Annotated in this window: 24 protein-coding genes, 1 tRNA gene and 1 pseudogene; 11 read left to right on the top strand and 15 right to left on the bottom strand. The window is 59.2% G+C overall.

The genetic code is table 11. From position 1 onward, the window contains the following. Positions 1–124: 124 nt before the first annotated feature. Positions 125–1735 carry an ATP-binding protein gene (locus AACY31_RS10055; protein ID WP_339475216.1) on the bottom strand — a complete coding sequence of 537 codons (1611 nt, stop codon included), beginning with the start codon at positions 1733–1735 and terminating at the stop codon, positions 125–127. Beyond that, complete coding sequence (locus AACY31_RS10050) at positions 1732–2454, bottom strand: response regulator transcription factor (protein ID WP_339504379.1); 723 nt, start codon at positions 2452–2454, stop codon at positions 1732–1734. The genes AACY31_RS10055 and AACY31_RS10050 overlap by 4 nt, the downstream gene beginning before the upstream one ends. 953 nt (positions 2455–3407) lie before the next feature. Here AACY31_RS10050 and AACY31_RS10045 point away from each other — a divergent pair. After that, complete coding sequence (locus AACY31_RS10045) at positions 3408–6299, top strand: ribonucleoside-diphosphate reductase subunit alpha (protein ID WP_339475218.1); 2892 nt, start codon at positions 3408–3410, stop codon at positions 6297–6299. A gap of 247 nt (positions 6300–6546) precedes the next feature. On the opposite strand, the gene flgE is transcribed toward AACY31_RS10045, so the two are convergent. The 6 genes from flgE to AACY31_RS10015 all read right to left on the bottom strand — a co-directional run bounded on the left by flgE (position 6547) and on the right by AACY31_RS10015 (position 11646). After that, complete coding sequence (gene flgE, locus AACY31_RS10040; protein WP_339475220.1) at positions 6547–7851, bottom strand: flagellar hook protein FlgE; 1305 nt, start codon at positions 7849–7851, stop codon at positions 6547–6549. 28 nt (positions 7852–7879) lie between these two features. Continuing rightward, positions 7880–8602: a flagellar hook assembly protein FlgD gene (gene flgD / locus AACY31_RS10035; RefSeq protein WP_339475221.1), complete on the bottom strand. Its 723-nt coding sequence runs from the start codon at positions 8600–8602 to the stop codon at positions 7880–7882. A 15-nt stretch (positions 8603–8617) separates the two neighbouring features. Beyond that, entirely contained in the window at positions 8618–9061 is a 444-nt protein-coding gene (gene flgC, locus AACY31_RS10030; RefSeq protein WP_053147275.1) for a flagellar basal body rod protein FlgC, read from the bottom strand. A 3-nt stretch (positions 9062–9064) separates the two neighbouring features. After that, positions 9065–9472, bottom strand: a complete 408-nt coding sequence (flgB, locus tag AACY31_RS10025; protein WP_003204732.1) for a flagellar basal body rod protein FlgB — start codon at positions 9470–9472, stop codon at positions 9065–9067. A 357-nt stretch (positions 9473–9829) separates the two neighbouring features. Then, positions 9830–10657, bottom strand: coding sequence for a protein-glutamate O-methyltransferase CheR (gene cheR, locus AACY31_RS10020; RefSeq protein WP_339475226.1), 828 nt, complete (start codon positions 10655–10657; stop codon positions 9830–9832). 62 nt (positions 10658–10719) lie between these two features. Beyond that, positions 10720–11646: a chemotaxis protein CheV gene (locus AACY31_RS10015; RefSeq protein ID WP_339491611.1), complete on the bottom strand. Its 927-nt coding sequence runs from the start codon at positions 11644–11646 to the stop codon at positions 10720–10722. Between the two features lie 78 nt (positions 11647–11724). On the opposite strand from AACY31_RS10015, the gene flgA reads away from it, so the two are divergent. The 4 genes from flgA (at position 11725) to AACY31_RS09995 (ending at position 14334) form a co-directional block, all read left to right on the top strand. Continuing rightward, positions 11725–12489, top strand: coding sequence for a flagellar basal body P-ring formation chaperone FlgA (gene flgA, locus AACY31_RS10010; protein ID WP_339475230.1), 765 nt, complete (start codon positions 11725–11727; stop codon positions 12487–12489). 172 nt (positions 12490–12661) lie between these two features. Beyond that, positions 12662–12979: a flagellar biosynthesis anti-sigma factor FlgM gene (gene flgM / locus AACY31_RS10005; RefSeq protein ID WP_339475233.1), complete on the top strand. Its 318-nt coding sequence runs from the start codon at positions 12662–12664 to the stop codon at positions 12977–12979. A gap of 48 nt (positions 12980–13027) precedes the next feature. Then, complete coding sequence (locus tag AACY31_RS10000; RefSeq protein WP_339475235.1) at positions 13028–13495, top strand: flagella synthesis protein FlgN; 468 nt, start codon at positions 13028–13030, stop codon at positions 13493–13495. 92 nt (positions 13496–13587) lie between these two features. Beyond that, entirely contained in the window at positions 13588–14334 is a 747-nt protein-coding gene (locus AACY31_RS09995) for a flagellar brake protein (RefSeq protein ID WP_339475238.1), read from the top strand. 61 nt (positions 14335–14395) lie between these two features. Here AACY31_RS09995 and AACY31_RS09990 read toward each other — a convergent pair whose 3' ends face one another. The 4 genes from AACY31_RS09990 to AACY31_RS09975 form a co-directional block, all read right to left on the bottom strand. Further along, positions 14396–15769 carry an MFS transporter gene (locus AACY31_RS09990; RefSeq protein ID WP_339504378.1) on the bottom strand — a complete coding sequence of 458 codons (1374 nt, stop codon included), beginning with the start codon at positions 15767–15769 and terminating at the stop codon, positions 14396–14398. Between the two features lie 70 nt (positions 15770–15839). After that, a complete protein-coding gene (locus tag AACY31_RS09985) occupies positions 15840–17081 on the bottom strand; it encodes a glutamine synthetase family protein (RefSeq protein WP_339475707.1) in 1242 nt (413 codons plus the stop codon). Between the two features lie 341 nt (positions 17082–17422). Then, the gene (locus AACY31_RS09980) at positions 17423–18115 is read right to left on the bottom strand and encodes a sensor histidine kinase (RefSeq protein ID WP_339504377.1); all 693 of its coding nucleotides are present in this window, start codon (positions 18113–18115) and stop codon (positions 17423–17425) included. Next, positions 18108–19715, bottom strand: coding sequence for a response regulator (locus tag AACY31_RS09975; protein ID WP_339475244.1), 1608 nt, complete (start codon positions 19713–19715; stop codon positions 18108–18110). Before AACY31_RS09975 ends, AACY31_RS09980 begins: the two co-directional genes overlap by 8 nt. 407 nt (positions 19716–20122) lie before the next feature. Here AACY31_RS09975 and AACY31_RS09970 point away from each other — a divergent pair, with 407 nt between their 5' ends. The 4 genes and pseudogenes from AACY31_RS09970 to AACY31_RS09955 all read left to right on the top strand — a co-directional run. Continuing rightward, complete coding sequence (locus AACY31_RS09970) at positions 20123–20413, top strand: hypothetical protein (RefSeq protein ID WP_339504376.1); 291 nt, start codon at positions 20123–20125, stop codon at positions 20411–20413. A 58-nt stretch (positions 20414–20471) separates the two neighbouring features. Further along, positions 20472–21116: a recombinase family protein gene (locus tag AACY31_RS09965; protein WP_339504401.1), complete on the top strand. Its 645-nt coding sequence runs from the start codon at positions 20472–20474 to the stop codon at positions 21114–21116. Then, on the top strand, positions 21113–21664 hold the full coding sequence (locus AACY31_RS09960) for a hypothetical protein (RefSeq protein WP_339475251.1): 552 nt from the start codon (positions 21113–21115) through the stop codon (positions 21662–21664). Before AACY31_RS09965 ends, AACY31_RS09960 begins: the two co-directional genes overlap by 4 nt. A gap of 41 nt (positions 21665–21705) precedes the next feature. Beyond that, positions 21706–21895: pseudogene (locus tag AACY31_RS09955) on the top strand (recombinase family protein); the annotation flags it as partial. Between the two features lie 51 nt (positions 21896–21946). Here the strand turns inward: AACY31_RS09955 and AACY31_RS09950 are convergent. The 3 genes from AACY31_RS09950 to AACY31_RS09940 all read right to left on the bottom strand — a co-directional run bounded on the left by AACY31_RS09950 (position 21947) and on the right by AACY31_RS09940 (position 22829). Further along, complete coding sequence (locus AACY31_RS09950) at positions 21947–22231, bottom strand: HigA family addiction module antitoxin (RefSeq protein ID WP_281460140.1); 285 nt, start codon at positions 22229–22231, stop codon at positions 21947–21949. Positions 22232–22247: 16 nt separating this feature from the next. Then, complete coding sequence (locus tag AACY31_RS09945; RefSeq protein ID WP_095137130.1) at positions 22248–22526, bottom strand: type II toxin-antitoxin system RelE/ParE family toxin; 279 nt, start codon at positions 22524–22526, stop codon at positions 22248–22250. A gap of 226 nt (positions 22527–22752) precedes the next feature. Then, positions 22753–22829, bottom strand: a tRNA-Arg gene (locus AACY31_RS09940). A gap of 525 nt (positions 22830–23354) precedes the next feature. On the opposite strand from AACY31_RS09940, the gene AACY31_RS09935 reads away from it, so the two are divergent. Both AACY31_RS09935 and AACY31_RS09930 read left to right on the top strand, forming a co-directional pair. Further along, on the top strand, positions 23355–23681 hold the full coding sequence (locus AACY31_RS09935) for an Arc family DNA-binding protein (protein WP_003204761.1): 327 nt from the start codon (positions 23355–23357) through the stop codon (positions 23679–23681). 153 nt (positions 23682–23834) lie between these two features. Continuing rightward, the gene (locus AACY31_RS09930; protein ID WP_339475255.1) at positions 23835–24659 is read left to right on the top strand and encodes an AraC family transcriptional regulator; all 825 of its coding nucleotides are present in this window, start codon (positions 23835–23837) and stop codon (positions 24657–24659) included. The last annotated feature ends 53 nt before the right edge of the window (positions 24660–24712 follow it).

Below are 24712 nucleotides of genomic sequence, written 5' to 3'. Positions count from 1 at the left end.
TGCTTTTTTAGGGGCTCATCGCGGGCAAGCCTTGCTCCCACAGGTCAGTGCGCCCTCATTTAAGTGTGGTTTGCTGTGGGAGCGAGGCTTGCCCGCGATGGCGGTCGATCAGGCACCACACCTATCAAGACCTGTCCTGATGCCTCGGCCAACTCAAACTGAAGCACGCCCCGCCCAGGCTCTTGCTCTTGCCGATCAGCGCCCGACCGTCGTGCCAGTGGATGATCCGTCGCACGATCGACAACCCCAGCCCATGGCCGCCCGAAGCCCGGGCGCGGCTATCGTCCAGGCGCAGGAAGGGCTTGAAAATCCGCTCCCATGCCGCTTCCGGCACGCCGGGCCCGTCGTCTTCCACATCCACCCGGCAGCGCAACTGGCCCACCTGGTAGCTGACGGTGACCTGGGAACTGGCGTGGCGCATCGCGTTGCCCACTAGGTTCTGCAGCGCACGATGCAGAAAACGTGGCTCGGCCTCGACCCAGGCGCCATCACAATCGGCGGCCGACAGGCATAGACCGCGTTCGACCGTGATCCCGGCCCGCAACGGCCCCAACTCATCGATCACTTTATTGACCAGCGCATCCAGGTCCACCCGCTGAAAATTCAGGGCCGGTGAACCCTGCTCCAGCCGCGCGTAGGTGAGCATTTCGTCCACCAGCCGATCCAGGTCTTCGATGTCGTGATCCATGCCCGCCAGGTATTTGTCCCGGGCCTGGGGCGTGCTGGCGCTGCCAAGCATTTCCAGGCCGAAGCGCAAGCGCGCCACCGGGGTGCGCAATTCGTGGGACACCGCCCGCACCAGCTCACGCTGAATCGCCAACAGTTGTTGCAGGTGCTCGGCCATGCCGTTGAACGCCGCGGCCAGTCGCCCTACCGAGTCGGCACCTCGGGCCGGCACTCGGGTTTCCAGGCTGCCCTGGGCGATCTGGGTGGCGGCCGACTCTAAGCCACGCAAGCGTCGCTCCAATTGGCGCACCAACAGGTAGACGATCAACCCGATCAGGCTCAAGCCCAGCGCCGCGATCAGCACCAGCCACTGTGGCGGATAAGGGTTCATCTGGTACAACGGACCGATCTCCAGCACCCACGGCGTGCCGACCATGCCGGCGAAGACCCGAATGGAGTCGCCGCCCTTGCCCAACGCCATCACCGTATCGCCCTCGGACACACGACGGCGCTGGTCTTCGTCCATGTCCGCCTGCTCGGCGGTCATGAGTCGCAGGTCGAAACCAAAGCCCTTTTCCTGCGCCAGTTGCGCCAGCCGTTTGGGTTGTTCGGCCACCGGATAGCGCACCAGCTCGTCGACCAACAGGTAAATGGTCGCGCGGGCCAATTGTTCGCTGATCTGCTGGACTTCCCCGACCAACATCAATTGCTCGGCATCATTGACCAGCCGATAGACTTTTGCCGCATGCGGCCCGGTCTGCTCGACCAACGCCTGGCCACGCAATACGCGGGTGCGCTGGCCGAGGTCGAGGTCGGTCTGGGCGAAGGTCTGCAACGCCAGCGGAATGCCCAGCAGCCGCTCCCATACCAGCAACGCCCGGTGCCGTTCGGTGTCGTTCATCGGCCGCAGGTTGTCGGCCATCAACGAAAACGTGCCGTGGGCCAGGCGCTCGCGGTATTGCTCGCTGCGGGTCTGGTTGAGCAGGTGCAGGGCCAGTACGCCGAGGACCGCCACCAGCACCAGTGCCGCGCACATGCCGCCATAAATACGCAGGAAAATCGAATTCACGGCGCCAGGTCTACACAGGCTTCAGGAACGAACAGGTAGCCTTTGCTGCGAATGGTCTTGATCAGCCTTGGATGGTCCGGGTCGTCACCGATCTTGGGGCGGATGCGCGAAATGCGCACATCGATGGAACGGTCCTGGCCGTCATAACCGATACCGCGCAGGGCGGTGAAGATTTCTTCCCGGGACAGGATGCGCCCGGCATTGGACACCAGCAGCCACAGCAGGTCGAATTCGGCGCTGGTCAGCTCGATACCGCTGCCCTGCAACCAGGCTTCGCGCAAGGCGTCGTCGACCACTAGCGGGCCGAATTGCAAGCGTCGCTGCTTTGGCGCGGCGTTCGGCTCCGGTTCGCTGCGCCGCAGCAAGGCCTGGATACGTGCCAATAGCAATCGCGGGCGAACCGGCTTGCACACGTAATCATCGGCGCCCAGGTCCAGGCCCTGGATCTGATCGGTGTCGTCGGTGCGGGCGGTGAGCATCAGGATCGGCCCGTCATAATGCTCGCGCACCTTGCGACAGATGCTCAGGCCATCTTCGCCGGGCAGCATCAGGTCGAGGACCACCAGGTCCGGCTGCTCGGCAATAATTCGCGCCGCCGCCACCGCGCCGTCGCCTTCGATGGCGACACGCAGCCCGTTGCTTTCGAGGTATTCCTGGGTCAGCTCGGCCAGACGCTGGTCATCCTCGACGATCAATACCTGCCAGGCTTCTTGTTCCACTGGGGCCTCGTCTTGCTGTGAATATAAAAGGAAGGATCAGCACAAACCTGTGGCCAGAGATTGCTCCCGCTGGGCTTTGTAGGAGCTGCCGAAGGCTGCGATCTTTTGATCTTTTGATCTTTCGCTTGAGATTCAAGTGGCAGGGGAAAGATCGCAGCCTCGTTGCACTCGACAGCTCCTACACGCTCCTACATCGCTCCTACATCGCACTTGAGCGGGAGCAATCTCTGGCCACAAAGTGCCCGTTTCAACTATTCAGAAACAGCTTCCCCCATCTTTTTGTCATGTTAAAGGAGGATAAACACACCCACGCATGGGCCGATTGTATAAACGTCACCTGCGCAGAAAACAAGCGGACAAATGCGTTTCGATCGGCTGGCTTTAATGTGGTAATGTCCGCGCCCGCAAAAATCACCGGGCGGTTTTCGGATCGTCGAAATCGATGAAAAAAGGTCCACTCCAGCTAGGTCGCGGCCTACAGAGCCATTCCACGTTTCGCACACAAATTACGCACAGGCTTATCCACAGGTAGTACGTTGCATACCCCCCCAAAACGCATTATCTTGTAGCCCGCCGCGTAAAAAACCCTACATGTAGGGTTTCAGGCCAAAAACCAAACACAAGTCGGGCAGAGAATTCAAGCGCTTTTCTTGCTTCTGTCCAGCTGAAACACCGCATTTCCCCAAGCCCAGACCGCCCCTGCGGATGGCAACTGTTTGAAGGTCGAAAACGACCGAAACGGTACGGGTGTTGCAGTCAATTGCTGCCACCCCGGCAACCCGGTTTCGAGCCTCGCTCGCAACCTGAGAACTTCGGATGGGAGCGGCATTAAACGCCGGCTTCCTACTGTCCCGAAGTTGTTATGCCCGGCGCCAGTCGGTTGTAGTGCTTCAGGACGGAACGGTGGGTACCGTGATGGTGCCCAAACAAACATAGAGAACGTGGAGACACCCATGCACACCGACACAACTCGCGAGAACCCGCAGGGCACCGCGCCGCTGGCCGCCGATTCGAGCCCGGATCTGTCCGCCACCGCGCCGGGCCAACTGCGTGTGATCAAGCGTAACGGCACTGTCGTTCCTTACACCGATGACAAGATCACCGTCGCCATCACCAAAGCGTTCCTCGCAGTTGAAGGTGGCACCGCTGCCGCTTCGTCGCGAATCCACGACACCGTGGCCCGCCTGACCGAACAGGTCACCGCAACCTTCAAGCGTCGCATGCCGTCGGGTGGCACCATCCACATCGAAGAAATCCAGGACCAGGTCGAACTGGCCCTGATGCGTGCCGGCGAGCAGAAAGTGGCCCGCGACTACGTAATCTACCGTGATTCGCGCGCCAAGGAGCGCGCCATCCGCACCCCGGCTGACGCCCCGGTGCTGGCTCACCCTTCGATCCGCATCGCCCGCGCCGACGGCAGCCTGGCGCCGCTGGACATGGGCCGCTTGAACACCATCGTCACCGAGGCCTGCGAGGGCCTGGAAGAAGTCGATGGCGACCTGATCCAGCGCGAAACCCTGAAGAACCTCTATGACGGCGTTGCACTCAAGGACGTCAACACGGCCTTGGTGATGACCGCGCGGACCCTGGTGGAGCGCGAGCCGAACTACTCCTTCGTAACCGCCCGCCTGCTGATGGACACCCTGCGTGCCGAAGGCCTGAGCTTCCTTGAAGTCGCCGAGAGCGCGACCCACCACGAAATGGTCGACCTGTACGCCAAGGCGTTGCCAGCTTATGTTGCCAAGGGTATCGAGTTCGAATTGCTGAACCCGGTCCTGGCCGAATTCGACCTGGAAAAACTCGGCAAGGCGATCAACCACGAGCGCGACCAGCAGTTCACCTACCTGGGCCTGCAAACCCTGTACGACCGTTACTTCATCCACAAGGATGGCGTGCGTTTCGAACTGCCGCAGATCTTCTTCATGCGCGTGGCCATGGGCCTGGCCATCGAAGAGAAGCAGCGCGAAGACCGTGCGATCGAGTTCTACAACCTGTTGTCGTCCTTCGACTACATGGCCTCGACTCCAACCCTGTTCAACGCCGGCACCCTGCGTCCACAGCTGTCGAGCTGCTACCTGACCACCGTGCCAGATGACCTGTCGGGCATCTACGGCGCCATCCACGACAACGCCATGCTGTCGAAATTCGCCGGTGGCCTGGGCAACGACTGGACTCCGGTTCGCGCATTGGGCTCGTACATCAAGGGCACCAACGGCAAATCCCAGGGCGTCGTGCCGTTCCTCAAAGTGGTCAACGACACCGCGGTCGCGGTCAACCAGGGCGGCAAGCGCAAGGGCGCGGTCTGTGCCTACCTGGAAACCTGGCACATGGACATCGAAGAGTTCATCGAGCTGCGCAAGAACACCGGTGATGACCGTCGTCGTACCCACGACATGAACACCGCCAACTGGATCCCTGACCTGTTCATGAAGCGTGTCTTCGACGATGGCAAGTGGACCCTGTTCTCGCCGTCCGAAGTACCGGACCTGCACGACCTGACCGGCAAGGCTTTCGAAGAGCGCTACGAGTACTACGAAGCCCTGACCGAGTACAACAAGATCAAGCTGTTCAAAGTCGTCCAGGCCAAAGACCTGTGGCGCAAGATGCTGTCGATGCTGTTCGAAACCGGTCACCCATGGCTGACCTTCAAGGACCCGTGCAACCTGCGCAGCCCGCAGCAGCACGTCGGCGTGGTCCACAGCTCGAACCTGTGCACCGAGATCACCCTGAACACCAACAAGGATGAGATCGCAGTCTGCAACCTGGGCTCGATCAACCTGCCGAACCATATCGTCGACGGCAAGCTGGACACCGCCAAGCTGCAACGCACCGTGAACACCGCCGTGCGCATGCTCGACAACGTGATCGACATCAACTACTACTCGGTGCCGCAAGCGAAGAACTCCAACTTCAAGCACCGTCCGGTCGGCCTGGGCATCATGGGCTTCCAGGACGCCTTGTACCTGCAGCACATCCCGTACGGTTCCGATGCCGCGGTCGAGTTCGCCGACAAGTCCATGGAAGCGGTCAGCTACTACGCGATCCAGGCTTCCTGCGACCTGGCCGACGAGCGTGGCGCCTACGAGACGTTCCAGGGTTCGCTGTGGTCACAGGGCATCCTGCCGCTGGACTCGCAACAGATCCTGATCGCCCAGCGCGGCCAGAAGTACATCGACGTTGACCTGAACGAGTCCCTGGACTGGGCACCGGTTCGCGCCCGTGTGCAGAAAGGCATCCGTAACTCCAACATCATGGCCATCGCACCGACCGCCACCATCGCCAACATCACTGGCGTGTCGCAGTCGATCGAACCGACCTACCAGAACCTGTATGTGAAATCGAACCTGTCGGGCGAATTCACCGTGATCAACCCGTACCTGGTTCGCGACCTCAAGGCCCGCGGCCTGTGGGACTCGGTCATGATCAACGACCTGAAGTACTACGACGGTTCGGTGCAGCAGATCGAACGCATCCCGCAAGAGCTCAAAGAGCTCTACGCAACAGCCTTCGAAGTGGACACCAAGTGGATCGTCGACGCGGCCAGTCGTCGCCAGAAGTGGATCGACCAGGCTCAGTCGCTGAACCTGTACATCGCCGGCGCTTCGGGCAAGAAGCTGGACGTGACCTACCGCATGGCTTGGTACCGTGGCCTGAAAACCACTTACTACCTCCGTGCCCTGGCCGCCACCAGCACCGAGAAGTCGACCATCAACACCGGCAAGCTGAACGCTGTTTCCAGCGGCGGCAACCACGGTGACGATTCGGTCCTGGCTGCTCCAGCCGGTCCTGCGCCAGTGCCAAAGGCCTGCGCGATCGACGAGCCGGATTGCGAAGCTTGCCAATAAGCTGAGCGGGTGGGTGCTGCAAGGCGCTTGCTAAAGAAACCCCCGATAGACCGCTGGTTTATCGGGGGTTTTCTTTTGCCTGGAGGAAAGTAGCACCTGTCCCGGCGCCATCGCGAGCAGGGTGTAGACCTGCGTACACATAACCCTGTGGGAGCGGGCTTGCTCGCGACGAGGCTGGGACGGGCAGCACAATAAAAAGCCCCTCATGCGAGGGGCTCCTTGTGCAGCCTTCAAACAACCATCGACATCAAGCCATCTGAATGATGGTCTGCATGATGGTGCTCTGGGTGGAGATGGTCTTGGCGTTCGCCTGGTAGTTGCTTTGCGCCTTGATCAGCTCGACCAGTTCGTTGGTCAGGTTGACGTTGGACTCTTCCAGGGAGTTGGAGACGATCGAACCCAGGGTGCCGGTTTGTGGAGCATCGTAGCCCGGGATACCCGAGGCGAAGGTCTCTTTCCAGCTGGTGCCGCCTACCGGCTGCAGGCCCTGCTCGTTGGTGAAGCTGGCGAGGGCGAGCTGACCGATCGGCTTGGTCTGGTTGTTGCTGAAGTTGGCCAGCAATACACCGCTGCCGTCGATGGTCAGGTTAGTGATCTGGCCAGTGGCGTAACCGTTCTGGGCCGGGATCGACCGGGCGGTGTCGGCGTTGAATTGGGTGGTGTTGGCCATGGACACCGTAATCGTCGACGAACCGGCGCCGTTAGCGGTCCATACGCCGTTGGTGACAGTGCCTGGCACCCAACCGGTCAGTACCAGATCGTTGTTGACGGTCGCAGGCGGGGTGCTGACTTGCACCAGCTTGCCACTCGAATCAAAGCTCATCGTGGAGGGAACCGGAGCGTTTGGGGCGACCGGCGCGCTGCCATCCAGGTTACGGCCATCGATCAGGGTGTAGACATCCCAAGTGTTGGCGCCAGTCTTGACCATGTACTGGTCCATGGAGTGCTGGTTACCCTGGGTATCGTAGACAGGGGTGGTGAATTGCTTGGTGAACGTGGCCGTATCGGTCGGGTCGAACGCCAAGGCAGGATCAGCCTGATCAATCGGCGTCGCCGTCGAATTCAGGTTAATCGTCGACGAAACCAGGCTGGTCGCTTGCGGCGGCAGGTTGGAGGTGTCGATGCGCAGGTCGGTCAAAATACCGTTGAGGATGTTGCCATTGGCATCCACGCCATAGCCCTGCAAACGCGCAGTGCCGTCGCTGTTGGTGATGAAGCCTTCCTTGTCGGTCTTGAAGGTACCGGCACGGGTGTAGCTCAGCGACCCGTCGTTGCTCAGGACAAAGAAGCCCTGGCCCTGGATACCCATGTCCAGCACGTTGCCGGTGTTATTGACATCACCTTGGCCGAACTGCTGGGAGACGTTGGCCAGGCGCACGCCGTTGCCGACGGTCTTGCTGCCCGAGCCCAGCTTGGTAGCCGAGTAGACATCTTCGAATTCCGCGCGGGACGATTTGAAACCGGTGGTCGCCACGTTGGCGATGTTGTTGCCGGTCACGTCCAGTTGTTTGTTGGCTGCATAGAGACCGCTAAGGCCGATGTTGAAAGACATGTTGACTCCTTTTGCCGGTTAGTCGGCTCTACATACCAATAGTTTGTACTTTGGACAGGGCGATGCTGCCCAGCCCGGCCAGGTTGAGCATCAGTTCACCGCCCGTTTGGCTGATGGTCACACTGCTGACCGTGGCCGGCAGGTTGGTGATCAGCGACGTAGCCTTGCCATCGATGGTGGTTGAGGCAGCAAAGGTGTAGGTGCCCGACTCAAGCGTCGTGCCCGCGTCGTTCTTGCCATCCCAGATGAAAGCGGAGTTGCCAGCGTTCTGGCTGCCCAGGTCAATGGTGCGAACGGTCTTGCCGTCCTTGTCCACGATCTTGACGGCGACGGAGGACACCGATGTCGGTACCACCACCGTGCCGTTGAGGCTCTTGGAGGTATCGACCACGGCCTTGTCGCCCGGGGCGATGACCGAGCGGCCTACCAGCGACGAAGCTTGCAGGGCCTGGGACGAGTTGTAGTTGCCGGCGATGCCACTCACGGTCTCGTTGAGCGTGGTGATGCCTTCCAGGCTGCTGAACTGTGCCAGTTGGGCAACGAACTCGCCGTTATCCTGCGGTTCCAGCGGGTTCTGGTTTTTCAGCTGGGTGACCAGCAATTGCAAGAATGCATCCTTGCCCAGCTCCTTCTTGCCGGCGGCCGTGCCGGTCGCCGAGGACAGGCCATCGCTGGTGCTAGCGGTCTTGACCGAGGAGTTGGCCAAAATCTCGTTGAGGCTCAAACCGCTGGTAGTGTTGGTGACGCTCATGTGAATCGCCCCTTATCACTGACCGAGGGTCAGGACCTTCTGCATCATGGTTTTGGCGGTGTTCATCATTTCGACGTTGGTCTGGAACGAACGACTGGCGGAAATCATGTCGGCCATTTCCTCGACGACGTTGACGTTCGGGTAGTAGACATAACCCTTGGCGTCTGCGGCCGGATGGTTTGGCTCATAACGGGCTTCGAGGTTGCTCTGGTCTTCGACCACGCCAAGCACCTGCACGCCCTGCCCGGCCGCGTCCTGCTCCTGGAACAGCGAGTCGCTGCCGCCGGACTGGCCGCCCTGGAACATGGTGGCGAATACCGGGTGGCGGGCGCGGTAGGTCTGATCGATGCTCGACGAAACGGTCTCGGCGTTGGCGATGTTACTGGCAACGGTGTTCAGGCGAGTGGTCTGGGCACTCATGGCACTGCCGGCAATGTTGAATACGCTAGCGATCGACATGGCTTACTCTCCGCGCAGGGCCGATACCAGCCCTTTGAACTTGCTGTTGAGCAGGGTGAAGCTGGCCTGGAAGTTCACGGAGTTTTCCGCGTAGTTGGACTGTTCCAGTTGAGCGTCGACGGTGTTCTGGTCGATCGAAGGTTGCATCGGCGTGCGATACATCAGCGATTCATCGCCATTGCCCAAGCCTTCGGCTTCGATATGACGGCTGTTGGTCATGTTCAAGGCGAAGTGGCCGTTCTTGGTCTTCTCGTTCTGCTCGGCGAGCACTTTGGAGAAGTCCAGGTCCCGCGCCTTGTAGTTCGGGGTGTCGGCGTTGGCGATGTTGTTGGCCAGGACTTCGGCACGCTGGGCGCGGAAGCTCAGGGCCTGTTCGTGGATACCGAGCGCTTTATCGAAGCTGATGCTCATGTCGGAAACCTTTGGGTGACCAGAATGTACGTACGACGGCTAAAGCAAGCGTCGTGCCATTTTCAAAAACCCCATAAACCGGGGCTTTGCAGGCTGCGGCAAAGCGGCAATGCCAGAAAAGCGGCAACTGGTTTCCGCAGGCTGCCGCTTTTCTGCCGCTTCTGCAGGACAAATGCGTTTCATTGTGGGAGCGAGCCTGCTCGCGATAGCGGTGTGTCAGTCCACATTGATGTCGCCAGGAGTACCGCATCGCGAGCAGGCTCGCTCCCACAGGAAGCAGTGGTGGACTGGAAGAAACCGGCAGGCAAAAAAAACGGGAGCCCCGTGGGGCTCCCGTTTTTTGACAACCCAAGCCAATCACTTCGCCTGGTAGATGATCCCCGGACTGCATTGGACCATTTGGTAATGATCCGGCAAACCGTTCAACGCCTCGGAGGCGCCGAGGAACAGGTAGCCGCCCGGCTTGAGCGTGCTGTGAATGCGCAGCAGGATGTCTTTCTTCACTTCGGCGGAGAAGTAGATCAGTACGTTACGGCAAAACACGATGTCGAACTTGCCCAGACTGGCGTAGCTGTCCAGCAGGTTGAACGAGCGGAACTCCACCCGGCTCTTGATCGGTGCCTTGACCACCCATTTGCCCGGCCCTTTCGGATCGAAGTAACGTTGCAGGCGATCCGGTGACAGGCCCCGGCCGATGGCCAGGCTGTCGTACTCGCCGGTCTTGCAGTTATTGAGCATGGTCCCGGACAGATCAGTGGCGACAATCTGCACGCCGCCTTTCAACTGGCCGAGGTTGGACCGCTCGAACTCATCGATGGACATCGACAGCGAATAGGGTTCCTGCCCCGACGAACAGGCCGCCGACCAGATCCGCAGACGCTGGCCCGGGCTGGCCTTGATGGCCGCCGGCAACACCCTGTTCTTCAACACCTCGAACGGGTAGGTGTCGCGAAACCACAGGGTTTCATTGGTGGTCATGGCATCCACCACCATCTCGCGCAAACCACTGCGCGGCTGGGTCTGGATGCGCTGGACCAGTTCGCCCAACGATTTCAGGCCCTGTTGCTCCATCAATTTATTGAGACGGCTCGACACCAGGTATTGCTTGTTTTCACCAAGCAAAATGCCACAGGCTTTTTCCAGGAAGACCCGGAACTGTTCGAAATCCAAATTACCCGTAGACAAAATACCGCCTCTTTCATCGTGTTGACTTGCCGGACGCACAACGCGCCCGACCTTATTATTCTTTATTCTGCTGCCTTGATCCGTTCGACGACCCGGGAAGCCAGGTCATCGGGACGGAATTTCGCCAGGAAATCGTCGGCGCCGACCTTCTTGACCATCGCCTGGTTGAAAACCCCGGACAACGAAGTATGCAAGATGATGTGCAGCTTTTGCATGCGCGGGTCGCTGCGAATTTCCGACGTCAGGGTGTACCCGTCCATCTCCGGCATCTCGATGTCGGAGATCATCATCAGGAATTCTTCCTCGGGCTTCTTGCCCTCCTCGACCAGCTTACGCAGGTAATCCAGCGCCTGTCGTCCGTCGTTCAGCGCCACCACCTCGACGCCGACCGTTTGCAGGCAACGGGTCACCTGCTTGCGGGCCACCGACGAGTCATCGACGGTCAGCACCCGCAGCGAAATCGCCTTGTGCTGGGTTTCGGCATCCACCACACCCGCGGAGATCGCTTCCGGTGTGGGCGCCACTTCGGCGAGGATCTTCTCCACGTCGATGATTTCCACCAACTGGTTATCGACCCGGGTCACTGCCGTGAGGTAGTGATCGCGGCCGGTGCCCTTGGGCGGTGGATGGATTTCTTCCCAGTTCATGTTGACAATGCGCTCCACCGAGCGGACCAGGAAACCCTGGGTCTTGGTGTTGTACTCGGTGATGATCACAAACGGATTACTCTGGTCCAGCAGACGACCGGAACCGGTCGCCATCGCCAGGTCGAGAATCGGGATGGTCGCTCCCCGAATGTTGGCCACACCGCACACGACGGGGCTGGACTTGGGCATCAGGGTCAGCTTGGGGCATTGCAGCACCTCGCGAACCTTGAATACGTTGATTCCATACATTTGTTGGCCGTCGAGACGGAACAACAACAGCTCCAGGCGATTCTGACCGACCAGCTGAGTACGCTGGTTTACCGAATCCATTACTCCCGCCATGCCCTGACTCCTACCTAACGCTAATGTTTCCGACGCGCATTCATCACTAAACGGCACGGGGCTTGCTATTGAACCGGCATGAACGCACAAACGACATTTTCTCGACGCCTGACCACTCACTGCCGCCACGGGCTCGGTGCACTGCTGGCTGTCTGCCTGTTCACTTCGGGCGGTCCTGCCCTTGCTGCTGTTCCGGTTACCTTGCCTGATCTCCTTATCGGCGTCACTCAGGGCTTTCTTGAATTCACCGTAGAAGACTATCTGGCTACCAGTCAAACGGAAGGTCGCTACGAAATCGAAGTCAACCAGATCGATCCACGTTTACGCATGCCAATGTGCGACAAGGAATTGACTGCTTCACTGGAGAGCCCATCCCGCCCCTTGGGTCGCGTCACGGTGAAGGTTCGTTGCGACAGCGCCGCGCCCTGGACGGTGTTCGTGCCCGCTCAAGTGCGCCTGTTTCGGGAAATTGTCACCACCACTCGTCCGCTCAAGCGGGCCGGAATCGTCGAGCCCCAGGACGTGATGTTGCGCGAACGGGACGTCAGCCAGATCAACCAGGGCTTCCTGACCTCCGTCGACCAGGCCATCGGGCAGAAACTTGTCCGACCAATGGTCGCCGATCAGACCGTGACACTGGTGCACCTGGAGCAGGCCGAGGTGGTCCGCAAGGGCGACCAAGTCGTCATCACCGCCCGCAGCGGCTCCCTAGCCGTGCGAATGCCCGGCGAGGCCCTGTCCAACGGCGGCATGCGTGAACAGATACGGGTAAAGAACCTCAACTCCCAGCGCGTGATCAAGGCGCAGGTGATGGCCCCGGGCCAAGTGGAAGTGGCGATGTAGCGATCTGGTAGAGGAGGTAGAAAGCTGGCGCTTGATCCCGGTGTTCCCTAGACTGTGCCTTACGCAAAGGCAAGCGCAGACGTGCGCATGCTCATTGAATAAATGAGCCTAAAGTTTTTTTGGGGATGGCCGAAAACATGGCAAGCGTCCAAATACCCAGAGGTTTTTTACCATGGTCATCGATTTCAATCGTTTAAACAGCTCTTCACCACTGACAGGTACTACGCGTACCAGCGCCGCCAAGGAAACCGTCGAAGCCGGTAAATCCGCGCCGCTGCCTACACCAGCCGAACAGGTCAGCAACGGGGAGTCGGTACACCTCAGCAATGAGGCTCAGCAGTTGCAGAAGGTCACTGACAAGCTGCGCGATCAACCTGTCGTCGACAACGCCCGCGTGGCTGAGTTGAAAGCAGCAATCGCTGATGGCAGCTACAAAGTCGACAGCAACCGCGTAGCCAGCAAACTGCTCAATTTCGAAGCCCAGCGCTAGGCCAACGCCTGCGCCAGGCTTTTGGACGCTTAAGACCCAAGGCCAGCCATGCACGACACTCATTTATTGCAACTGATCACCGACGACTTTGTTCCAGCGCAACAGTTGCTGGAGTTGTTGCAGGCCGAATCCGTGGCATTGCACGGTCGTGACATGCCTCTGCTGGAGAATATCCTGGCGCAGAAACAGGCACTGATCATCTTGCTTGACCAGCATGGCCGCAAACGCAGCGAGATCCTCGCCAGCCTTAATCTGCCCGCCAGCCATGACGGCCTCGAGCAATTGGCCGGCCAGTCGGCGATCGGCGATCAGTTGCTGTCCCAGAGCAAAGCACTCAACGACCTGCTCGCCCAATGCCAGGCAACCAACGCTCGCAACGGCCAGTCGATCCTGATGCAGCAGGCCGCCACCGCCAACCAGTTGCGCATTCTCAACGGTGGCGAGATCCCGACGCTGTATGACGCTCGCGGCTCGACCGCCAAAATGGTCAAGCACCGCCCGCTCAGCCAGGCATGAAACGAACAATGCCTTCGCCCTATCAACGCGCGATACATGCTGGCAAAATACCGGCCATTCGTAGTCGTATTTTGCCTGGAGATTGACTCACCGTGTTCAATGCCTCAAACGCGGATGATGCTCCGCAGCCCCCCAAGGTCCTCACCACGCCCCTGGAAATCTCCGGCAACCTGCGGATGCTGCAAGAGAGCCACGACCCACTGATCATTACCTTCCACGAACGTAGCCAGCGCTTCCAGAGCTATCTGGTCAACGTCGATCGCGAGACCCATTCCATCGCCCTGGATGAAATGATTCCCCGGGACGGCGAGCGCTTCCTGCTGGCCGGCGAGCCGTTTCGTGTCGAGGGTTTCCATGACGGCGTGCGTATCGCATGGGATGGCAAGGGCCCACTGACCATCGAGGAATCCAGCGACGGCCGCTGCTATCGCGGCGCCCTCCCCGACGAAGTGGTCTACCACCAACGTCGCAACGCCTTCCGCGCCGCCCTGAAACTGGCACAACTGGTGAACGTTGAACTGGGCGGCGAAAAGCTCAAGTCCCCCGTGGATGGCAAGCTGCTGGACATCTCCGCCACCGGCTGCAAGTTGCGCTTCGACGGCGACATCACGGAGCGCCTGCAATTGGGCCAGGTGTATGAGCGTTTCATCGCAGCCCTGCCTTTTGGCAACATGAGCGCGCCAGTCGAGCTGCGTTACCTGCATTTCGAAGAAAGGATCAACACCACATTTGCCGGTGTACGCTTCCACAACATCAGTGGCCTGGTGCAACGGCAGGTCGAGCGGTTCGTCTACCAGCTGCAACGAGAAGCCCGGCGCTTCGATAAAGACGACATTTGATTTTCCAGCCATGAAAAACGGGCAGTCCCTTGCGGTGACTGCCCGTTTTTTTATGCCTGCCTCAAGGCCTGGCCTGGGTAAAACTCGGCGTCTCAGGTGCCTCGGTTTCAGTTTCAGTTTCAGCCTCGGCCGCAGTCTCAGTGGCCGACTCAGGCTCCACCTCCGGATTGGCCGGCGCCTGCATCTGCTCCTGCACCACCTGCTCATCCACCCGTGGATCAAGACACGCCACCAAAGGCGAGCTCGACATGCTGTCCGGCATCGCCACGTGATGCAGCGGTGCATCATCGACCTGATGCAGGTTGGTCACCGCTTTCGGCCGGATCCGCCACACCAGCACCAAGGCGAAGAAAGCAAAAAAGCCGTAGAGCATCTGACTGCCGAGCATCTTCATCAGCACGCCGGCCACCAGCGGCCCGATGCTGGCCCCCACGCCGTAGGTCACCAGCAGCATCGCGGTCAGGGACACCCTTCGATCAGCTTCGACGTGGTCGTTGGAAAACGCTACCGCCAGCGGATACAGGCAGAACTGCACCAGCGAACAGAAGAACCCCGCGACGAACAGCACCTCCAGCGGCACCGCCGGAAGAATCGCCAATGGCAACGCACAGATCGTCAGAACCAGCGCAAAACAGCGGATCAACAGCGCCCGGTCATATCGATCGGACAGCCAGCCCAAGGGCCACTGCACCAGCAAACCGGCGAAGATGCAGCTACCCATGAACAGACCAACCTGCTCGGTCGACAGCCCCTGCTGAGAGGCATACAGGGGCGCCAGGCCATAGAACGAGCCCACGATCAATCCGGAGCCCAGCACCGTAATCAATGACTGTGGCACACGCTTGATGAAGAAGCGCGGCTCCATAGGCGCCGGATGCAGCGCCGCCGGGTGAATTCGCTGGGTCAGTGTCACCGGCACCAGGCACAAGGCGAAGCACAGCGCCACCAGCATCAACAGCTCAAGCCCCAGCCCCGGGTGCATGACCAGAATCAACTGGCCCAGCACCAGGCCCAAGTAGGAGGCAATCATGTAGCCGCTGAACACCACGCCGCGCTGCTTGGCATCGGCTTGCTCGTTGAGCCAGCTCTCGATGACCATGTACTGGCACATCATCCCGAGGCCGACAATCATCCGCAGCACGATCCAGGCCGGCAGCCAGTTCACCAGGCCATGACCCAGCACTGCCGCTCCGACGATCCCGGCGCAGGCCGAATAGGCGCGGATGTGCCCGACGCGGGCGATCAGCCGGTGGCCGATCTTGCCACCCAGCACCAGGCCGAAATAGTTGGCGGCCATCAGCGCACCGACCCAGAGGCTATCCACATGGTCGGCGGCCAGGCGCAAGGCCAGGTAAGTACTCAAGAGGCCCGAGCCGATCAACATCATCAGCGAGGCGAAATAAAGCGCTCGAAAAGGTTTCCAGATTTGGCGCATCGGCGTTCCGAGCGGCTCCTTGAGGTGGGTAAGGGCTACCTGTTGAAGATAGCCCGAATGCGACGTTTCGTTATGCCTGGGCCGCGAGGACACGCCGCTCCCAGGGCGTGATTTCATCGAAGAAGCTGGTCAGCTCCAGGGTCTTGGAGGCGATGTAACCTTCGATGAACTCCGTACCGAACAGTTCCTTCGCCAGATGACTACGCTTCAGACGCTCCAAGGCGGCATGCAAGGTACATGGCAGCGACAGATTATTCGGCACTTCGAATTCGCCCTGGATCGCCGCGCTCGGCTCCAGGCGATGTTCAATCCCATACAGCCCGGCGGCCAGGCTGGCGGCAATCGCCAGGTAGGGGTTGGCATCGGCTCCCGGCAAGCGGTTCTCGACCCGCCGGGCCACCGGCGAACTGGCGGGAATCCGCAACCCGGCCGAACGGTTGTCATGGGACCAACAGGCGTTGTTCGGCGAAGCGAACGGATGGCACAGGCGCTGGTAGGAGTTCACGTTCGGCGCGAACAACGCGGTGAAATCCGCCAGGCATGCCTGTTGCCCACCAATGAAGTGCCGGAAAGTCGCCGTCGGTTCACCCGCTTCGTCGCTGAAAACATTGCGACCGCTGTCCGCCTCGACGACGCTCTGATGGATGTGCATCGAACTGCCCGGCGTGTGGGCCAGGGGCTTGGCCATGCAGACCACGGCCAGACCGTGCTTGAGCGCCACTTCCTTGAGCAGGTGCTTGAACAGGAAGGTCTGGTCGGCCAACAACAAAGGGTCGCCGTGCAACAGATTGATCTCGAACTGGCTCACGCCCATTTCATGCATGAAGGTGTCGCGAGGCAAGCCCAGCGCCGCCATGCAGGCATAGACTTCACTGAAGAACGGGCGCAGGCCATTGTTGGAGCTGATGCTGAACGCCGAATGGCCGTCTTCGCGACGTCCATCCAGGCCCATCGGCGGCTGGAACGGCAGGGTCGGGTCCGGATTGGGGGCGAACACGAAGAATTCCAGTTCGGTCGCCACCACCGGCGCCAGGCCTAGGGCCGCATAGCGAGAGACAACGGCCTTGAGCTGGCCGCGCGTCGAGAGCCGGGAGCTTTCACCGGTCAACTCGTCGGCATCGCAGATCGCCAGGGCTCGGGGCTGTTGGCTCCAGGGCAGGCGGTGGATTTGTTTCGGATCGGCCACCAGCGCCAGGTCGCCGTCGTCGCTGCCGTAGAAACGCGGTGGCGGATAACCGCCCATGATGCATTGCAGCAGCACGCCCCGCGCCAACTGCAGCCGCCGGCCTTCGAGGAAACCCTCAGCGGTCATTACCTTGCCCCGCGGCACGCCATTCAAATCCGGCGTGACACATTCAATCTCATCAATGCCCGTCAGTCGCTGCGCGAGTGAACACTGGCCATCGGTCGTCATGACGCAATCCTTGTTATGTGCAAGCCGCGAACGGCAACCCGCCCAAAATAGGCTTCGGCTGTTCGGAATATCAAGCACCTGAAAAAATAAACAACAAGCCTTGGAATACATTGTGGGAGCGAGCCTGCTCGCGATAGCGGTGCATCAGTCAACTCTATATTGGCTGAGCCGACGCCATCGCGAGCAGGCTCGCTCCCACAGGGGATTGGTGGTGACAGGGGTATTTATGGAGGGCATGTTCAGGGCAGGTAAAGCCGGAACACCCCACCACCCAACACACCGCCATTGGCAATCTCGGTGCGCCCACTCACACCGCCGCGCTGGTGCAGTGCGGCGATCCGCGCGGCGAAGTACAGGCCCAGCCCGGTGCTGCCGCTGCTGTGGTTGATGCCCTGCACATACTCGGCCTGACGCTCGATCATCTGCGGCGGGTAACCTTCACCGTCGTCGTTGATGGTCAGCACCAGTTGCCCGGCTTCGTCACTCACGCTGATCAGCAGCGCCTGGCGCGCATGGCGAATGGCGTTGTTGATGCAGTTGTCGAGCACCGACGCCACCAGCTCGCGGTCGAAGAAGCCCAAGGGGCTGAGCGGATCGACATCGTAGGTGGCCATGATCCCACGGCTGCGGAACACGTCCTGATGGCCGGCCAGTTGGGCCTCGATAAAATCATCCAGCTCATGGTAGGCCGGGTGCAGCGGCAACTGGTTGACGCCGAGCTTGTACAGCCCCAACAACTGCACCATGAGGCCATTGAGATGGGCGAACTCGAACTCGATGACGCCCTGCTCCGAGGTTTGCCGCGCGGATTCGGGCAAACGCTCGAGCCATTGCCCATGCGCTTGCATGAGCAAGGTCAGGGAGTTTTTCATGTCGTGCACGGTCGACGCGATCACCGTGGAAAAATCGAGGGCCTGTTCGCTGTCATTCATCGCCAAATGCCTTGCTTCGCAGTTTTTGATAACGCGCAAAACGCGCATCGGTGTCGGGCATCATGCCCACCAGTTTCAGGCAGGCGCGGCACTCCTGCAGCAGTTGCGACTCCACGCTGGTGTCGGTGCCATGCAGCAGCGATTGCGCCATGTTCAGGGCAATACTGATGTTCTTCGGTTGCATCTTCAGGGCGCGGCGGAACAGCTCCCGCGCCTGCGGCAACGCGCCGGTCTTGTAGACCCGCACGCCTTCGCGGTTCAACTCGGCGGCGGCATTGCCTTGATTGAGGATGTTCGGATCGTCGGTGAGCTTGGCGATGCCCTTCATCACCGTCGGGTCATCACCGTAGATTTCCGCGCAGTTCTTGAGCATCGACTCGCCAGCGTTGGTCTGGCCAAGCATTTGCAACTGCTTGGCCACCAGCAACGCAGCCTCGGCGCTCATGAACTGCTCCATGCCATCGAGACGCTGCAAGGCCTGTTCGGTGAGTTTCTCGGCGGTTTCGGCATCGTTGAGCAGCAGGCTGGTGGCCTTCATCAGCCGCGCCCGGACCTGGAGCCCGGGGTCGTTGAGGTTCTCCTTCGCCACGGCGCTGAGGGTCGTGTTGATCTCCAGCCGGGTCCGGGTATCGAGGCCTTTTTCGCTGCCCTTGCTGATCAACGCATGGGCCAGGCCCAGGTTGCTTTCCGGGTCCTTGAAGCGCGACTGCGCGCCCTGCCCGACCGCCTGGCGATAAGCCCGGGAGGCCGTGTCGTAGTCTTCGTTGGTCATCGCCAGCTTGCCCAACAACGATTGGCGGCGCACCGCCAGCGGCGACAGGCGCACCGCCTCTTCCAGCACGTGCTGCGCCTGTTTGGTGTCACCTTCGGCCATCAACACTTCGGCCATGCCGTCGTACAACGCCGGCATCATCGGAAAGACTTTCAGGGCCTTTTCATAAACGGCCTTGGCCTGCCCCACCTGGCCGCGCTTGAACATCAGCTTGCCCAGCCCCGCATAGGCCCACGGCAACGGGCGATCCGCGATGATGGAGTTGTACAGTCGCTCAAGGGCCTCGTTCTGATTCAGGTCGCGCAACGCATCGGCCCGATAACGCAGGCACAACGGCCCGTAGCGCGGATCCTGCTTGCACAGGGCGATGCAGGCATTGAGCACTTCCATCGGCTTGCCACGATCGAGGGCTTGCAGGATCGGCTTGAGCAGGGTCTTGCGCTGCTCGAGCCGCTCCAGCCGCTGGGCCAGGCCGGAGCGGTTGAACGGTTTGGTCAGGTACGCATCCGGCTCGTGCTCCAGGGCACTGAGCACCATCGCCTGGCTGGTCTCGGCGGTCACCATGAGGAAAACACTTTCATGGCTGATCAACTTCTCGACCATCAGGTCTTCCAGCACCTGCTGGCCATTCTTGCGCCCATCACCCAGGTGATAGTCCTGCAGGATGAAGTCATAGCGTTTCTGCGAACACATGCGCAGCGCCACTTCACCGGTGTCAGCGGTGTCCACGTCCTTGACGCCCAGCTCACGCAGCATGGAGCGGATCGAACTGCGGAAATCCGAGAAATCATCGACGATCAGAAAACTTTTTTGGTGGTACGCCAGCATCGAGGATGTCCAGGCAAGTAAGAAAATAACCCAATGGCAGAACAACGAAACGCCGTGTCACAACCCCGAGGCGCGCAGATGATAGCCACCAACCAGCAACGTTCAAGGGATTTCAGCGCCCGCTTGGCCTGGCTGTGTCGTGACGCACATTGCGAGCCGAAACGTTGGAGAGAAACGGGCTCATCGGGTTATCGGCAGGCGATGGCGTTCCGTTAAGGGGAAGCTGTAGGGAAAACCGAGTGCGGAGGATCAGCTAAACGCAGACCCCGTGGCGAGGAGATTGTCAGGGTGTTCTATGAAATGATTAACAACGGGGAGATTCAGACATTCAAATTGGGGAGACGAAGGCTGGTACGAGTGAAAACCCTAGAAGCATTCGTCAAGCGACAAGCTCAGGAAAATAGCCGTTGAGTCTTCGCATAGTAAATCTCGCTGGAAACGTGCTTGGCGTACTGATATTGCCAGGAACGGTCCTTTTAGCGGATTTGGAAGCCCTTCGTCGCCTCGGTGTTCACAGAGTTGAGTTGGTAACCATTAAGGTTACTGAAGGCTCGTCCAAAACCGGCCCTTCACAATCGCTGCCGGATAGCGGCGAAATGAGCCGGGTAATCTGCGTCATAAACGTATTGATATCCGGTGCCAACGGTATGCCTATCCAGATACGGGCAGATTTCGCCTTTTTCAGCCATTTCGCCTGATAAGTAACACCCAAAGTGAAACAGTGTTAGGAGAACACCCTAACTGATACAGGCACCCATCACGCTCATTCGCGCATACCTCCAAGCATCGACCGAAGAGCAGGACGCCGGCCGCGCCCGCGAATCACTCGAGCAGTTCGCCGCCGATCACGACAAGGCCATTGCAAGCGTGTACCTGGAGAACGCCAGCGGCGCGACCGCAGACAGGCCTGAACTGCTGCGCCTGCTCAAAGATGCGCGCAAGGGTGACGTGTTGCTGGTGGAGTCGATAGATCGCCTTTCACGCCTTCCTGTAGAGGACTGGCAGAAGCTCAAGGCTGCGATTGATTCCAAGGGGTTGCGCATCGTCGCGCTCGACCTGCCAACAAGCCACCAGGGGATGCAGGACACCAAGGGCGACGAGTTCACCGGGCGAATGCTGGGAGCGATCAACTCGATGCTGGTGGAAATGATGGCCGCCATCGCCCGCAAGGATTACGAGCAGCGCCGCGAACGCCAGGCTCAGGGTATTGAGAAGGCGAAAGCTGCCGGCAAGTATCAAGGCCGGCCAGTGGATGAGACCCTACACAAAAGGGTAAGAGAATTGCTTGCTGCCGGTCTGGGGATTAGAGCTGTCGCGAGACACGCGAGCTGCTCAACAACCACCGTGCTCAAGATTCGCGACAAACTGACAGAACAGAACGAGCGGTCGAGGAAAGCATGAAATATCAGCCCTACCAGACTGTGTTTGCCCACAGCACTAACTTGGGAGTACTCCATGCGATGATGCGTAACCTCAAGTCTCACCCCGACTCGCCCGATCACATCATCCCGCCGGCAGTATTTCTGGCTTTCACGATCGAAGGATATCTGAATACCCTTGGTTGCGAGGTCATCCCAAGGTGGACAGAGCTAGAAAGACTACCTTGGAAAACAAAGATCACCCTATTGCATTCCTTTGCAGGAGCAACACCAGACTGGAGCCGCCCGCCTCTGCAGTTCGCCACGCGCATTTTCAAGATCCGCGACCATCTCGCTCACGGGAAGCCAGAGACGACTAGAGGGCCGTGCTTCGACTTGAGGGAGGACGCAGCAGCCTACATGGAAGAAGGCTCCTTCCAGCCCAAATGGTATACAGAACTCAACAAAGCGTGGATCAACGACGCCTATCGCAATTTATCGAATTTGCTCGGCTACCTATCTGAGCTTCACGGTTTTAATGGTGAATATCATTTGATGAGCGCAATCGGTGGAATTGACGACTTAGAGTGAAAATTGCACCCACCTTGCACCCATGGTTACGAGAGTGGAGTAAGCGCCAGGCCCAAATTATTGAGAAAGCGAAAGCCGCCGGCAATTACCAAGGGCCTCCGATTGAAGTCGACCTTCATGAACGCATTCGAGAATTACTCACCGCAGGCCTTTGTTTTTCGCGCAACTGCTCGACACGCCAACTGCTCGACTGCAACAGTGCTACGGATCAGGGACTTGGCCACGGCCTAAGTGGAGAATGAAAAAAGCCCCGCAACTGCGAGGCTTGTTATTCTGTACCTGTCACGCGACTTCGAGTCGAGTGATGTTCGGGTGCTCCCGGTTCTTCGCCTGCCAAAGATCGTAGGCAGACTGCATAGCCAGCCACTGGCGACCGCTGCTCAAACCGGCCATTTCCAAGCGGAAGGCCATTTCAGCGCTGATCCCGGTATGTCCATGAAGGACAGTAGAGAAGTGCGTGCGTGAATACCCAAGATGTTCAGCCAGGTCCCCAACGCTCATTTTCAGAGCGGGAAGAACGTCTTCCCGCAATATTTCCCCAGGGTGGGGCGGATTGTGCATAGGCATAGTCATTACCCTCCTGTCAGTGGTAATCGCAATAATCCAACAGCTCAACGTCAGAGCCATTGAATCGGAAGATCACACGCCAGTTGCCTGAAACTGTGACCGACCAGAAACCCGCCAGGTTCCCCTTGAGTTGGTGCAAGCGATAGCCTGGAATGTCCATATCACTTGGCTTGATAGCAACGTCCAGAGCACCGAGGATGCGCGTCAGGCGAGCAGCGTGGTCGGCCTGAATGCCTCGGGTCGTCTGAGTTTCGAAGAAGTCCCGGAGGCCTTTGTGCTGGAAGGTCGTTATCATGATGGGAGTGTAGGGTCGGGCCGTACACCCAGCAAGCCGAAGCCTGATTGATTGTTGCTATTGGTAGCAACACGGTATGTCGAAGGTTTGATACCGGTGAAGATTTACTTCTTCCGATGATGACAACTTCGACGGCGGCGCCGACTCTTTTCGTCTTTCTGCTGCCACCCTGCTGTCACGAATAGAATCATGGAAGAGGAAAAAAGGCTGGAGGCATTGAGTTATATGGTGTCCCAGGGCAGGTTCGAACTGCCAACCTTCCCCTTAGGAGGGGGATGCTCTATCCAATTGAGCTACTGAGACACAAGTCGACCACGAGAGAGGTGGTGCGCGGGACGGCGTGCATGTTAACGACCTGCCCAGCGTTTGTCATGTCACCCATGGCTTTTTAAGTGTAGGCAAAAACTACTCCCTATAAGGCTGACAGATCCTGGACGCCGTGCGTGGCCGCCATTCATCTGCTCCGGCTCGCTTAATCCTAGTAAATCGGCCATTTGCCACTATCCTGTACAAGACAGGGACGGTACGCTTTTTTGTCCATTTCCGTTATCCGCCAGACGGTATGGCACATAGACACAATCCTACGGTCACAGATGCGAACCTGTTGTTTTTTACCAACCAGTCCGCATTTTTTGATGAAGGGTACTGGCAGAACGCCTTTACCCGGATCAGAATTTGTCACAGAATTGGCGCCAATGATCTGGCAATTTTGAGGCATGATGCGGGCCTCTTAACAATTCAGGTTGAACATTTGGCAATGGAGCTTGTCCTATCGACATCCTGCGGCCAATCCCGAGAACCGCTCCCCTGAACTAACCGGTTAAATATATGCGCCCATTGAAACAGGCAATTTATTCCAGCCGTACGGCTGACAAGTTCGTCGTACGTCTGCCAGACGGAATGCGGGAACGCATTGCCGAAGTGGCTCGCAATCATCACCGCAGCATGAACTCTGAAATCATCGCGCGTCTTGAGCAAAGCCTTATTCAGGAAGGCGCGCTGGGTGAAGAGTTGAGCATGCGCCTGGACAGCCCTGAGCTGTCATTGCATGAGCGCGAACTGCTTCAACGCTTCCGACAACTCTCCCACCGCCAGCAGAACGCCCTCGTTTCGCTGATTGCCCATGACGCAGAAATGGCCGCAGACGCGACCTGATAGCCCCAAATATTCAAGCCAGCCTTGCGCTGGCTTTTTTTTGCCCGGCGTTTGGCCCAAGCCTGCTTTTCAAGCACTTATCAGAGCCATCGAACCAACACCACTGCCGATCCATGGCAGTGATGCTAAATTGATCCGCTACAAAGCCTGGGCATGGAGGCCTGCATGACCGCGCACGCATTCAAGGTTCAAAGAATCGCAGGGCTGGGCGTGGACATCGTCGAGGCCGATTCAGATCGAACGTTTGCCCGGCATATGCACGAACATTTTGGCATTGGCTTGCTTGTGCACGGGGCGCAACGTTCAGCCAGCGGCCGAGGCCAGGTAGAAGCATCTGCTGGCGACCTTATATCAGTCAATCCGGCCGAAGTGCATGACGGCGCCCCGATCGGAAACGGGACGCGTCGCTGGCAGATGCTGTATTTCGACCCGCCGTTGATTGCGCAGGCATTCAAGGATATGGCGAACGATGGGGGCATCTGCGCCCAGGAGTTTGCTTATCCGGTACTGCAAAGCCCGCGTGCGGCAGCATTGTTCCGCACTTTGTACCAAGCCATCGCTCAAGCCGAGAAGCTTGGCGATCACCTGAAGATCGAAGAAACGCTCGCGCTTTTGCTCGAACATTTGTTGGATCGCTCCATGCCGATATCGCCTTTGCCGGAGGTCGCGGCAAACCGTGCAAAAGCCTTGATCGACGACGATCCACAGTCACCCATATCACTTGCCTTGCTCGCCAGGGAGGCCGATTTAAGCCGCTTTCAACTGGTACGCGCCTTCACGCGCCTGACCGGCTTGACACCCCACGCCTATCTGCTGCAACGACGCATCCACCGAGCCCGACAACTGATCGCTGCCGGCATGCCGCTGGCCAATGCGTCCCTGGCCAGCGGTTTCGCCGATCAAAGCCATATGACCCGATGCTTCGTACGCAGCTTTGGATTCTCACCAGGCATGTACGCCCGGCAAGGACACCCGTAACGACCTGCAATTTCGTTCAAGACGCACCTCCTCATCGCAGGCAAGCTGAAGAC

The organism is Pseudomonas sp. RL_105y_Pfl2_101, assembly GCF_963970585.1.
Taxonomy (GTDB): Bacteria; Pseudomonadota; Gammaproteobacteria; order Pseudomonadales; family Pseudomonadaceae; genus Aquipseudomonas.
This window is presented reverse-complemented; position numbering and strand designations above follow the sequence as displayed.

Bases quoted from the DNA above. Each gene is read 5' to 3' on its own strand.
- AACY31_RS09985 (WP_339475707.1), bottom strand. From the start codon at position 17,081: ATGACCGCTGAGGGTTTCCTCGAAGGCCGGCGGCTGCAGTTGGCGCGG.
- AACY31_RS09960 (WP_339475251.1), top strand. From the start codon at position 21,113: ATGAAATATCAGCCCTACCAGACTGTGTTTGCCCACAGCACTAACTTG.
- AACY31_RS10000 (WP_339475235.1), top strand. From the start codon at position 13,028: ATGCACGACACTCATTTATTGCAACTGATCACCGACGACTTTGTTCCA.
- AACY31_RS09935 (WP_003204761.1), top strand. From the start codon at position 23,355: ATGCGCCCATTGAAACAGGCAATTTATTCCAGCCGTACGGCTGACAAG.
- flgD (WP_339475221.1), bottom strand. From the start codon at position 8,602: ATGAGCGTCACCAACACTACCAGCGGTTTGAGCCTCAACGAGATTTTG.
- flgA (WP_339475230.1), top strand. From the start codon at position 11,725: ATGAACGCACAAACGACATTTTCTCGACGCCTGACCACTCACTGCCGC.
- flgM (WP_339475233.1), top strand. From the start codon at position 12,662: ATGGTCATCGATTTCAATCGTTTAAACAGCTCTTCACCACTGACAGGT.
- AACY31_RS10015 (WP_339491611.1), bottom strand. From the start codon at position 11,646: ATGGCGGGAGTAATGGATTCGGTAAACCAGCGTACTCAGCTGGTCGGT.
- flgB (WP_003204732.1), bottom strand. From the start codon at position 9,472: ATGAGCATCAGCTTCGATAAAGCGCTCGGTATCCACGAACAGGCCCTG.
- flgE (WP_339475220.1), bottom strand. From the start codon at position 7,851: ATGTCTTTCAACATCGGCCTTAGCGGTCTCTATGCAGCCAACAAACAA.
- AACY31_RS09930 (WP_339475255.1), top strand. From the start codon at position 23,835: ATGGAGGCCTGCATGACCGCGCACGCATTCAAGGTTCAAAGAATCGCA.
- AACY31_RS09990 (WP_339504378.1), bottom strand. From the start codon at position 15,769: ATGCGCCAAATCTGGAAACCTTTTCGAGCGCTTTATTTCGCCTCGCTG.
- AACY31_RS09975 (WP_339475244.1), bottom strand. From the start codon at position 19,715: ATGCTGGCGTACCACCAAAAAAGTTTTCTGATCGTCGATGATTTCTCG.
- flgC (WP_053147275.1), bottom strand. From the start codon at position 9,061: ATGTCGATCGCTAGCGTATTCAACATTGCCGGCAGTGCCATGAGTGCC.
- AACY31_RS09945 (WP_095137130.1), bottom strand. From the start codon at position 22,526: ATGATAACGACCTTCCAGCACAAAGGCCTCCGGGACTTCTTCGAAACT.
- AACY31_RS09980 (WP_339504377.1), bottom strand. From the start codon at position 18,115: ATGAATGACAGCGAACAGGCCCTCGATTTTTCCACGGTGATCGCGTCG.
- AACY31_RS09950 (WP_281460140.1), bottom strand. From the start codon at position 22,231: ATGCCTATGCACAATCCGCCCCACCCTGGGGAAATATTGCGGGAAGAC.
- AACY31_RS10045 (WP_339475218.1), top strand. From the start codon at position 3,408: ATGCACACCGACACAACTCGCGAGAACCCGCAGGGCACCGCGCCGCTG.